General features: G+C 30.8%; 9 protein-coding genes. 8 read left to right on the forward strand and 1 reads right to left on the reverse strand.

Going from position 1 to position 11,930, the window contains the following annotated elements; translation table 11 throughout:
* Positions 1-337: 337 nt before the first annotated feature.
* From QM495_RS00005 to QM495_RS00025, 5 genes are all read left to right on the forward strand, one after another.
* Positions 338-892: a DUF3575 domain-containing protein gene (locus QM495_RS00005; protein WP_408670089.1), complete on the forward strand. Its 555-nt coding sequence runs from the start codon at positions 338-340 to the stop codon at positions 890-892.
* Positions 893-1,114: 222 nt separating this feature from the next.
* Positions 1,115-2,239 carry a DegT/DnrJ/EryC1/StrS family aminotransferase gene (locus QM495_RS00010; RefSeq protein WP_408670049.1) on the forward strand — a complete coding sequence of 375 codons (1,125 nt, stop codon included), beginning with the start codon at positions 1,115-1,117 and terminating at the stop codon, positions 2,237-2,239.
* Positions 2,240-2,517: 278 nt separating this feature from the next.
* The gene (locus QM495_RS00015) at positions 2,518-4,491 is read left to right on the forward strand and encodes a polysaccharide biosynthesis protein (RefSeq protein ID WP_408670050.1); all 1,974 of its coding nucleotides are present in this window, start codon (positions 2,518-2,520) and stop codon (positions 4,489-4,491) included.
* Positions 4,492-4,717: 226 nt separating this feature from the next.
* Entirely contained in the window at positions 4,718-5,395 is a 678-nt protein-coding gene (locus QM495_RS00020) for a polysaccharide biosynthesis/export family protein (RefSeq protein WP_408670051.1), read from the forward strand.
* 10 nt (positions 5,396-5,405) lie between these two features.
* Positions 5,406-7,775 (forward strand): GumC family protein, encoded by a 2,370-nt coding sequence (locus tag QM495_RS00025; protein ID WP_408670052.1) that lies wholly within the window; start codon positions 5,406-5,408, stop codon positions 7,773-7,775.
* A gap of 71 nt (positions 7,776-7,846) precedes the next feature.
* On the opposite strand, the gene QM495_RS00030 is transcribed toward QM495_RS00025, so the two are convergent.
* Complete coding sequence (locus QM495_RS00030; RefSeq protein WP_408670053.1) at positions 7,847-8,599, reverse strand: tyrosine-protein phosphatase; 753 nt, start codon at positions 8,597-8,599, stop codon at positions 7,847-7,849.
* Positions 8,600-9,091: 492 nt separating this feature from the next.
* Here QM495_RS00030 and QM495_RS00035 point away from each other — a divergent pair, with 492 nt between their 5' ends.
* Genes QM495_RS00035 through QM495_RS00045 form a run of 3 tightly spaced genes read left to right on the forward strand, consistent with a single transcriptional unit; the run spans position 9,092 to position 11,919 of the window.
* Positions 9,092-9,910, forward strand: coding sequence for a prephenate dehydratase (locus tag QM495_RS00035; RefSeq protein WP_408670054.1), 819 nt, complete (start codon positions 9,092-9,094; stop codon positions 9,908-9,910).
* Complete coding sequence (locus QM495_RS00040; protein ID WP_408670055.1) at positions 9,910-11,067, forward strand: pyridoxal phosphate-dependent aminotransferase; 1,158 nt, start codon at positions 9,910-9,912, stop codon at positions 11,065-11,067. Before QM495_RS00035 ends, QM495_RS00040 begins: the two co-directional genes overlap by 1 nt.
* Positions 11,068-11,070: 3 nt before the next feature.
* Complete coding sequence (locus QM495_RS00045) at positions 11,071-11,919, forward strand: prephenate dehydrogenase (RefSeq protein ID WP_408670056.1); 849 nt, start codon at positions 11,071-11,073, stop codon at positions 11,917-11,919.
* Positions 11,920-11,930 lie beyond the last annotated feature (11 nt).

Here is an 11,930-nt window from a genome sequence, read left to right on the forward strand (position 1 = left end):
ATGACGTTTCTTTTGATGAGATTGCCACAGTCGTACCTCCTTCGCAATGACGTTTCTTTTGATGAGATTGCCACAGTCGTACCTCCTTCGCAATGACGTGGTAATCTCATGAATTAAAGCCGTATTTTTCTAAAAATCTTAGTGCAAAACGAGTTACAGATTGCTTCATTCCACTGCGTTACATTCGCAATGACGTCATTACGAGGAGCGATAGTGACGTGGTAATCTGTAACTTTGGTAGTTCCAATTATGAGATTGCTTCGTTATACTCGCAATGACGAAAAAAAGAAATACTATCTTTATAAACCTTTTAGATAAAAAAATGATTAAAAGAACTATGAAACAATGCTGTTTCCTATTCTTACTACTATTATTTTCAGTAAATATGAATAGTCAAACCTATGTAAAGGTAAATGCATTAACAACCTTGCTCACTATTCCAAATATTGGCATAGAAACAAGTATTGGGGAAAAAGCAACGTTTCAGTTTGATATTACAGCTTCTTTTTGGCAATCATTTGGTGGAAAACCTATGGAGTTTTATATATTTATTCCGGAATACCGATATCATTTTAAAGAGAAATTTAATAGCTTTTATGTTGGAGCACATATTGGATTTACGCTTTTTAATTTTCAAAAATGGAATTACTTAAATACCAATTTGTATGAGAAAGGATTGGGATATGTGATGGGTGTAACTTTAGGATATCAAAAAAAAATAGCAAATCGTATATTGCTTGATATCTTTTTAGGGGGTGGTCATAGTCAGGGATTTTATAAAGGCTATTATATTGGAACAAATAAGCGCTATGATAATGCCAAAAATTATAACAAAAGTGGAGAGTGGTTACCCTATAGGGGCGGAGTGATGGTTTCTTTTCAATTAAATTAATAGGAATGGAGTTTTCTGTATAGATTTTATAATGTCTAAAGAACTCTAGCACTTCATCGTATTCACATTGTCATGCTGAGCTGAGCCTGTCCTGAGCTTTTGCCGAAGGGTCGAAGCACTTCATCCAATTCCACATTGATTTTTATTTTTTTCGTCTTCATCTTCAATTTCTTAAAAAACAAAAAAAACACTAAATTTGGACAATACTAAAAACACCTCTCAATGAAAAAGAAAATTTGGTTGTCTTCACCACATCTGGGAGGAACTGAGCAAAAATATGTACAAGAGGCTTTTGATACGAATTGGATTGCACCTATAGGACCTAATGTGAATGAATTTGAAAATTCATTACAAACCTATGTAGGTGAGCAAAAACACATTGCAGCTTTAAGTTCTGGTACAGCGGCTTTGCACTTGGCATTATTATTAGCAGGAGTAGGCAAAGGAGATGAAGTGTTATGCCAAAGTTTTACGTTCTCAGCTTCAGCAAACCCCATTGTATATCAAGGTGCTACACCTATTTTTATTGATAGTGAACAGGAAACATGGAATATGTGTCCTACGTTGTTAGAAAAAGCTATTAAAGACAGGATTGCGAAAGGAAAAAAACCAAAAGCCATCCTTGCAGTACATTTATATGGAATGCCGTACAATGTTAAAAAAATTCATGAAATAAGTGAAACGTATGGGATTCCTGTAATTGAAGATAGTGCAGAAGCGTTAGGAAGTAACGTACAAGGACAAAAATGTGGCACATTTGGAAGCTTTGGAATACTTTCATTTAATGGAAATAAAATAATTACCACCTCAGGAGGTGGAGCATTGATATGTACTACAACAGATGAAAAAGCGCACGCTATTTTTTTGGCAACACAGGCTTGTGATAATGCGCCCCATTATCAGCATTCGCAAATAGGGTACAATTATAGAATGAGCAATGTACTGGCGGGTATTGGACGCGGGCAACTGGAAGTATTAGAAGAAAGAGTACTTGCAAGAAAGGCGAATTTTGAATTCTATAAAAAAGAACTTGCTGAACTTTCGGAGCTTCAATTTTTAGATGCACCTATGGGCTATAATTCTAATAGATGGTTGACATGCATCATTACCAAATCGTATGAAATTCGTGAAAAAATAAGGAGACATTTAGCACATGAATTTATTGAAACACGCCCATTGTGGAAACCCATGCACCAACAACCAATATTTAAACAGTACCCAGCCTATGTGAATGGAGTATCAGATGATTTATTTGAGCGTGGCTTGTGTTTACCTAGCGGTTCTAATTTAACACCATTAGAATTACTACGTGTTGTTACCGCTATAAAAACAGCAATACTACATTGATAGTTTAAAAGTGGACTATTGATTTTTTTATTTTTGTGTTAGCGGTAGATTCAGAGGAAAAGTGAAACGATAAGAAATTTTATTTAAATATAAATAAATGCCGTACATTTGCTAAAAAATAACCATTGTCCTATTTAAACCCCAATAATTAATGGTTGCCAAAGCTATGAAAATAATTATCAATGAGGATTACTTATAAAAGGAAGCTTCTTTTTGTATGATAGCTCTAACATTGCTGAGAATTATATAGAATTATAGGGGTTCTAAAAGTTTACGGGATGTTACACAAAATATTAAAACTTGTTCGACTATATAATGCACCTAGATGGGTTATATTTGCTATTGATATCTATATCATAACAAATACATTTATTCTTGCCTACCTTATTCGTTTTAATTTTCAGTTAAATTTTAATATAACTCAGTTAAAGGTACAATTACCTATTGTAATTTTAGTTGCGTGTTTAAGTTTTATATTGGTTGGCTCTTATAAAGGAATTATTAGACATACGGGCCTTAAAGATGCTGTTAATATTACCTTGGCAAATGCAATTATAGCAGCACTTCTTGTAAGTGTAGTACTCTTGAACCGTAGTATTAATATAACTTCAAGTTTTACAATTCCAATATCAATTATAGTCATTCATTTTTTATTAAATATAGTTACTTTAATTGTAAGTAGATACTTGTTCAAAGCACTCTATAACTTTTTAATTTTAGAGCGTAAGGAAACGAAAAGGGTATTGATTTACGGAGCTGGAAAATCAGGCTTAATAACCTATGCGGTGTTAAGAGATGATAGCGCTTTTAATATTCAAATAATAGGATTTATAGATGATAACAAGTCAAAAATAGGTAAAACAATAAATGGGCTAAAGGTATATGGATTTAAGGAACTTAATAAAAAATTTATAGCGATTAAAAAAGTAGATGAGGTTATAATTTCTATTCAAAAACTAAGCCAAAAACGTTTAATTGAGGTTACAACGTATTTAAGTAAGCTATCTATAACTGTAAAAATTGTACCGCCTCTAAAATATTGGATTGATAAAGAGCTAAAGCCATATCAAATTAAGCCAATGAATGTAGAGGATTTATTAAGGAGAGCACCCATTCAACTGCATAATTTAGCCTTAAAAGAAGATCTTGAAGGTTGTGTTGTTTTAATAACTGGGGCTGCAGGATCTATAGGGAGTGAAATTGCACGACAAACTGCAAATTATAAGTGCAAGCAACTAATTTTAATTGATCAGGCAGAATCTGAATTGTACAATTTACAACAGTTTTTTAAGAATAATAAGTATAGTAATATTATTTTTATTGTAGCAGATGTTAGGAATTACAAGCGAATGGATTTAATTTTTAAGCAATACCAACCAACAATAGTGTATCATGCGGCAGCCTATAAACATGTGCCTTTTATGGAAGAAAATCCATACGAGTCGGTAAGTGTGAATATATCGGGAACTAAAAATATAGCCGATTTAGCATTGAAACATCAAGCGAGGAAATTTGTAATGATTTCAACGGATAAAGCAGTAAACCCTACAAATGTAATGGGGGCAACTAAGCGAATAGCTGAAATGTATATGAGCTGTTTAAATAAAAAAGGTCATACAAAATTTATTACTACACGTTTTGGAAATGTATTAGGTTCTAATGGTTCTGTAATTCCACTATTTAAAGAGCAGATTAAAAAAGGAGGACCACTTACAGTTACCCATAAAGAAATTACAAGATATTTTATGACCATTCCTGAAGCTTGCCAATTAGTATTAGAAGCGGGGACGATGGGTAAAGGAGGTGAAATTTTTATATTTGACATGGGCGAGTCTATCAAAATTTACGATTTGGCATTGAATATGATTCACTTATCAGGGTTAAAATATCCCGATGATATTGGGATTCAAATAACGGGGTTACGCCCTGGAGAAAAAATTTATGAAGAGTTGTTAGGAGATCGTGAAAAAACCTTACCAACGCATCATCAAAAAATTATGATTTCTAAAATTGGCAAAAGAGAAGGAGAAAAAGAAGTATGCGATAAAATTAAAGAATTATGCACGTTAAATGAAGAGTTAGATTTTGAAAATACGGTGTTAAAAATAAAAGAAATTGTACCTGAATTTATTTCTAACAATTCAAAATTTGAAGTGTTAGATAAGTTCTTACAAAAAAGAAATACTTATATAAAAAAGAACGAACGCATAAGTGCTGAAATGAAGGGGGTTATAAGAACAGTATTGGATTAAGAATTACTAATTTTTATAGCTTGAAATTTTAAAAGAAATGGCATGAAAATTAAATGGATTAAAGTAGTAAATGCACAAAATTTTGTAAATTAGACATCAAATTTGAGTAAAGTAATAAAGAAAAACACCCCAAAAATTAAAAGAACTGATGAAAAATAATAGATTTAACTATTTGGTTGTAGTTAGTTTAGCAATACTACTGGTATCGTGCGTTTCTAAACAAAAAATGGTTTATTTTCAAACTATTGAAGGGCAAGAGCTTCAAGAAAGCATTGTAAATTATGAGCCAAAATTCCAGATAGGAGATTTGTTAACAATTAATGTGTCTGCTATAGATGCTGAAGCAGTAATTCCTTTTAATTTATTTGAAAGTACAAGTGTTGGTACTCCAAAACCCATAGCATACTTGGTTGATGCAGATGGAGATATTAACTTTCCAGTAATTGGTAAAATTAAAATTGAAGGCTTAACTTCAAAAGAACTTACTAAAAAACTAAGCACATTAATTGCTGTTTATGTAAAACAACCAATTATAAATAGTAGACTAATAAATTTTAAAGTAACTGTTTTAGGAGAGGTAAAAGTACCAGGGAGCTACGCAGTTCCAAATGAAAGAATATCAATTATTGAGGCCATTGGATTAGCAGGTGATTTAACCATACAAGGAGAAAGAAGCACGGTATTATTGGTGCGTGAACAAGAAGGGAAAAGGACGTTTATCGACTTAGATTTAACCAATAAAAAATTGTTTAATTCGCCCTATTTTTATTTAGCGCAAAATGATGTTATTTATATAGCGCCTAACAAAACAAAAATTAATTCATCAGGAGTAGGAACAAACACAAGTATTTTAATTTCATCCATTTCAGCATTAATTTCGTTGATAGCAATACTTACACGATAAATAACGTTTTATGCAAGAAGAAAATTCTTTAAAATCAATACATTTTGATAACGAAACAATCAATATACGTGAAGAGATTGAAAAATATATATACCATTGGAAATGGTTTGTACTAGGGGTTGTTATCGCATTAACTACTGCTTTTTTATATTTGCGCTATGCACCAAACCAATATGAAGTTGCGACAACCATTTTAATTGATGATAAAGATAATGGAGGTTTGGCATCAGAGTTATCGGCATTTGAAGATTTAGGGCTGCTTGGGAATACAAAAACATCATTAGACAACGAAATTGAATTGTTAAAATCTCGTAGCTTAATAGAACGGGTTGTAAAAGATTTAAGAATAAACGTAACCTATTTTAAACAAGGTAGAGTAATACAGTCTGAAATGTTTAAAAATGGGGTTCCAGTAAAAATTAACTTCCTTGCAAGTGACTCTATTTTTTACACGATTGATACTACATTTAAAATTAAAATAATAACTCTTACAAAGTTTGTAATGTTAGATGTGGATGACCATGAAAAAGGAACTCATGTTTTTGGAGAAAATATCAGATCAGATTTTGGGAATTTAATAGTGACACCTTCATCAATAAACACCAAAAATATAGGTGAAGAAATTATTGTAAAAGTAACACCCTTAAAAAAGGTTGTTGAAAGATATAGAAGTAACATACAAATTCAGCCTGTAAATAAAAATTCGAGTGTTATTAAATTAAGTTTAAAAGATCAGGTTAAAACAAAGGCGCAAACCATATTAAATAATTTAGTAAAACAGTACAATGAAGATGCCGTTGAAGATAAAAGTATAATAGCTAAAAACACCAATAAATTTATCAATCAGCGATTGACTATTATTACAAAAGATTTATCGGATGTTGATAGAGGCGTAGAGGAGTTTAAAGCAAAAAATAAATTAACTGATATTGCAGCAGAAGCAAGTTTAATTCTACAAACCAATACCGAATTAAATAAAAAAATTATTGATTTAACCACCCAATTAAAGTTGGTTGATTATGTGAATGATTATATTTTATTGAATAAAGAAAAGTTAATTCCTGCAAATTTGGGGGTGGCAGATGTTTCTGTAAATGAAAGTACCCTAAAATATAATGAGCTTATTTTAGAACGCAATCGTATTTTAAAAAGTTCTAGTAAGCTAAATCCAGTAATTATAAATTTAGAAGAGCAATTAGTAGGTTTAAGAAACAGCGTTGTACAAAGTATTGTAAATTTAAAATCAACCTTAACTATTTCTTTAAATGAGAGTAAGCAGCAAGAACGACGCTTGTCTTCAAAAATAGCATTGGTTCCAGGGCAAGAGAGAGAGTTTACAGACATTCAGCGCCAACGAACAATAGTGGAATCTATTTATTTGTATTTATTACAAAAAAGAGAAGAAAACGCCATCACTTTAGCCGTAACACTGCCCAATGCAAAAATAATTGACAAAGCTTATGGAAGTGATATACCAGTTGCTCCAAAGCGAAAAATAGTGTATTTAGCAGCCCTTTTATTAGGTGGAATTGTACCGTTTAGTATTATTTATTTAGTGCTTTTATTTGATAACAAGGTACATACACGAAAAGACATAGAACAGGTTGTAAAAGCACCAATACTTGGTGATATTCCTACTGCAAAATCAGAAAAGAAAGTAGTGGTTTCTGATTCAGATAGAAGTGGTACAGCAGAATCATTTAGGTTGTTAAGAACCAATGTGAATTTTATGCTTACTGGAGCAAAAGGAAAAGCAAAAACTATTTTTGTTACTTCAACGTTGGCTAGTGAAGGGAAAACATTTATTGCTATTAATTTAGCAGCTGTTTTGGCTTTAACAACTAAAAAAGTATTGTTAATAGGAGCTGATATTAGAAAACCAAAAATTGCCGCTTATTTAGATATTCAACAGCCTAAGAAAGGGTTGTCACATTTTTTAATGGATACTAATTTGAAAGTTACAGATGTAATAGAACATGTTTCATCTACTAATTTTGACATATTAGAATCTGGAATTATAGCGCCAAACCCTTCAGAATTATTAATGAATGGTCGTTTTGATGAGGTTTTAGCCTATGGGAAGGAAAATTACGACTATGTGATTGTTGATACTGCACCTGTAAATATAGTTACGGACACCTTATTATTAGGGCACCATGCCGATTTATTTATTTATGTAGTAAGAGCAAATTATTTAGATAAACGTATGTTAGACATTCCTCGATTATTGTATGCTGAAAAACGTTTGCCAAATATGGCAATATTAGTAAATGACACCGATTTTGAAAAAGGGTATGGCTACGGTTATGGTTACGGATATGGATATGGTTATGCGGAGTCAGAAACTAAAAAACCTTGGTGGAAAAAAGTACTTTCGTAAAGTACTGCGTAGAAAATAGACTGAAGTTTTTTAGTTTAAGTGCGCTGTTCTTTTTAGAGGACTATTATTTCTTATATTTTTGATGATATAAATTGAGTGTTATTTTCTAAAATAGGAAGTAACAACTTAAGAATTTTAGGTTCGTTAATCGTCTCTAAATAATCGAGATGTTTATTGTGATGAACATCTGTACCTACAAAATCAATAAAGTTGTTTTTTAAAAGGTAGTGCGCTGTTTTTTGCACCGCTTTTCCATAATAATTAGAAAGGGATAAGAGATTTAATTGAAATAGACAACCAGCATCTTTTAATTTTTGAAATTCTGTATAATTTTGATGTAAATAGGCATACCTCTCAGGATGTGCTAATATAGGTTTATAACCTTTAACTTGAATTTTAAATAAGATTTCATAGATATGAATAGGAGCATTAAAATAGGACATTTCAACTAAAATTTTAGTATCTTTTAGAGTCAATAGATCTTTAGTGTCTAGTAGCTTTTCAAAATTATTGTCGAGCAAGTATTCTGCAGCAGCAGTTATAGTAATATCATGAATTCCAATAGAATTCATAGAGTTATTTAATTCATGAAGTTTTTGTTTTATAATTTTTGGAGTGTTTTCCCAAACACCTTCCATAATGTGAGGTGTACAAATAAAATTTTTAATACCATACTCATGCATTCTTTTAATCAAAGTAATAGATTCATCTAAACTTTTAGCACCGTCATCAATACCAGGTAGCAAATGAGAATGAATGTCAATAAAATTTAGAGGAAACTGTTTTGTAAGTGCTATTTTTTTATTTTTAAATAGGTTGAGCATAGTTTTCTATAACAAAAGTGCAGAATTTAAGCAAAGTTAGTTAAAATTTAAATAGTTGTCACTTCGAATAATTTTATAGTGCAAAGCGAATTAAAATGGTATCGAGAAGTAGTAAGCAATGAGTTCTCGATACCGTTTTTGTTTCATTGCATTTCATAAAAAATAATTAATGCATTTCTAATTCTAAGGAAATTTAATTTAAGTATTATTAATTATATTTAAATAGCGGTATTGATAAATTATAAAAAGGTACTATTTTTTAAAATTTTGATAATGACTATTTATTTTATACAATAAATCTTGTTTTTTTAAAATTAATGTATAGATTTGTCATCTAATTATAGATTATGAACACGAACACAACTTGGAATAGCTTTTATTTTTACTTTTATTTTAGCAATAAAAGACGAGGCTAGTAGGTGTTTTTGAATAAAAAATAAATTATAAAGTCTCGAAATATTTCGAGATTTTTTTTTGGAATAAAAGTAAATAATGAAAGTAGCAATACAAGGAATAAAAGGATCATTTCATCATATAGTAGCAGAGCATTATTTTGGTAAAAATATTGAGCTAGTAGAGTGCTTGTCGTTTACAGAAATGCCAAAATTATTGCATACAAAACAGGCAGAGGTTGTAATTATGGCTATAGAAAATTCTATTGCAGGTGCAATTTTACCAAATTATGCCTTAATTGATGAGCAAGAATTAACAATATGTGGTGAATATCATTTGCCAATACACCATAATTTAATGGGGTTAAAAGGACAAAATATGGCAGATATTACTGAAGTATATTCACATCCAATGGCATTATTGCAATGTCATAAATTTTTTAAAACGTATCCGCATATTAAATTAATTGAAGATAAAGATACTGCCGTTGTTGCTAAAAGAATAAGAGATCAGAAGCTAAAAGGTGTTGGAGCAATTGCTAGTGAATTAGCAGCAAAATCTTATAATTTAGAAATTTTAGCACCAGAAATTCAGACGATAAAAGAAAATGCAACACGTTTTTTTATTTTGACAAATTCAGCAATTAAAAGCAGTGTTTCATCAAATAAAGCATCTATTAAATTTATTACAAGTCATGAATCTGGAAGTTTAGCTAAAATTCTAACCACATTGGCAAAACATCACTTAAATCTTTCTAAAATACAATCAATGCCAGTGATAGAAACTCCATGGAAATATGCATTTTTTGCTGATTTCACTTTTGATAGCTATGCCGATTATTACAATGCTATAAATGAAATTAAAGGGAAAGTAGAAACATTAAAAATATTGGGAGAATACAATAAAGGAAAAAGATAATGATACAAAAAGCGGATAGATTGAATGATGTACAAGAATACTATTTCTCAAAAAAACTAAGAGAAGTAGCAGGATTGATTCATGATGGGAAACCTGTGATAAATATGGCTATTGGAAGTCCTGATTTACAGCCGCCACCAACAGTTGTTGAAGCGTTAAAGGAAACGATGCAATTAGAGAATGCGCATAAGTATCAAAGTTATCAAGGAATTCCAGCCCTAAGAGATGGAATTTGTAATTTTTATAAAGAGAACTACAACGTAGTTATAAATTCAGCTACTGAAATTTTACCTTTAATGGGGTCTAAGGAGGGAATTATGCATATTTCATTGGCATTTTTAAACAAAGGTGATCAAGTATTAATTCCGAATCCAGGATATCCAACGTATGCTTCAGTAACAAAATTAATTGAAGCACAACCTGTACTTTATAATTTAACGGAAGAGAGTAATTGGTTACCTAATTTTTTAGAAATTGAAAAACAAGACCTATCGAAAGTAAAAATTATGTGGGTAAATTATCCACATATGCCAACGGGAGCAGTTGCTTCAAAGGAAGATTTTCAACAGCTAGTTTCATTTGCTAAAAAGCATCAAATTTTAATTGTAAATGACAATCCGTATAGCTTTGTGTTAAATAATAATCCACAAAGTATTTTGGCTATTGAAGGAGCAAAAGAAGTAGCAATTGAATTAAATTCGCTAAGTAAAAGCTTTAATATGGCAGGTTGGAGAGTAGGAATGGTAGTGGGTGCTGCTGAAACTATTAAAATAATATTACAAGTAAAAAGCAATATGGATTCTGGAATGTTTTTAGGAATTCAAAAGGGAGCTGTAGCAGCGTTAAAATTATCCTCTTCTTGGTTTGAAAAACAAGATGCTATTTATAAAAAAAGAAGAGCAATAGTTTGGCGTATTTTTGAGGCTTTGAATTGTACGTATGATACCTCTATTAGTGGATTATTTGTGTGGGCAAAATTACCAAAAGGTGAAACTTCAGAAAAATTTACAGACGAATTATTATATAAAAAAGACGTATTTATTTCACCAGGAACAGTTTTTGGTTCGAATGGAGAAGGTTATATTAGAGCATCGTTATGTGTTTCTGAAGTGGCTTTAAACAAAGTATTAAGCAGATTAACAACCAGTAAAAAGTAAGATATGGAAAAATTAGTGGTCATTGGTTTAGGTTTAATAGGTGGTTCTTTAGCATTGGATTTAAAAAAACGTACGGGTTATAAAGTGTATGGAATTGATAAAAATAAAGAACATATTAAAAAGGCATTAACACTTGGTATAATTGATGAAGAGTCCGATTTTTCTCAAATATGTGATGCTTCAGTAGTAATTATTGCAGTTCCTGTTCATATAATTCCTGAAGTGACAAAAAGAGTATTAGATACTATTTCAAGTGAAACTTTAGTTTTTGATGTTGGTTCAGTAAAAAATGAAATTTGTAAAGCTGTTGCTTCACATCCTAATAGAAAAAATTATGTGGCAGCTCATCCATTAGCAGGTACTGAATTTTCAGGACCAGATGCAGCCATCTTAAATTTATTTGATGAAAAAGTAAATATATTGTGTGAAGTAGATAAAACAGATTGGAAAATTTTAGACAAAGCATTAAGTGTTTTTAAAAATCTAAATATGCGTATTAAAATGATGAGTCCGGAAGAGCATGACCGACATATTGCGTACGTTTCGCATTTATCCCACGTAAGTTCATTTATGTTGGGGAAAACGGTATTAGGAATTGAAAAAAATGAACAACATATTTTTGATATGGCAAGTACAGGATTTGCTTCAACAGTACGTTTAGCAAAAAGTTCTGCAACTACTTGGGCACCTATTTTTCTTCAAAATAAGAAGAATATTTTAAGGTCGTTGGATGAATATATTAAAAATTTGAATGAATTTAAGCAAATGATGGAAGATGATAATGATGAGGCTTTACAAGAAACAATGAATAATACAAATTATATAAAAATAGTTTTAAAAGGAATAAAATAGGATAACTAAAA

It is taken from the genome of Lutibacter sp., assembly GCF_046055765.1.
GTDB lineage: Bacteria > Bacteroidota > Bacteroidia > Flavobacteriales > Flavobacteriaceae > Lutibacter.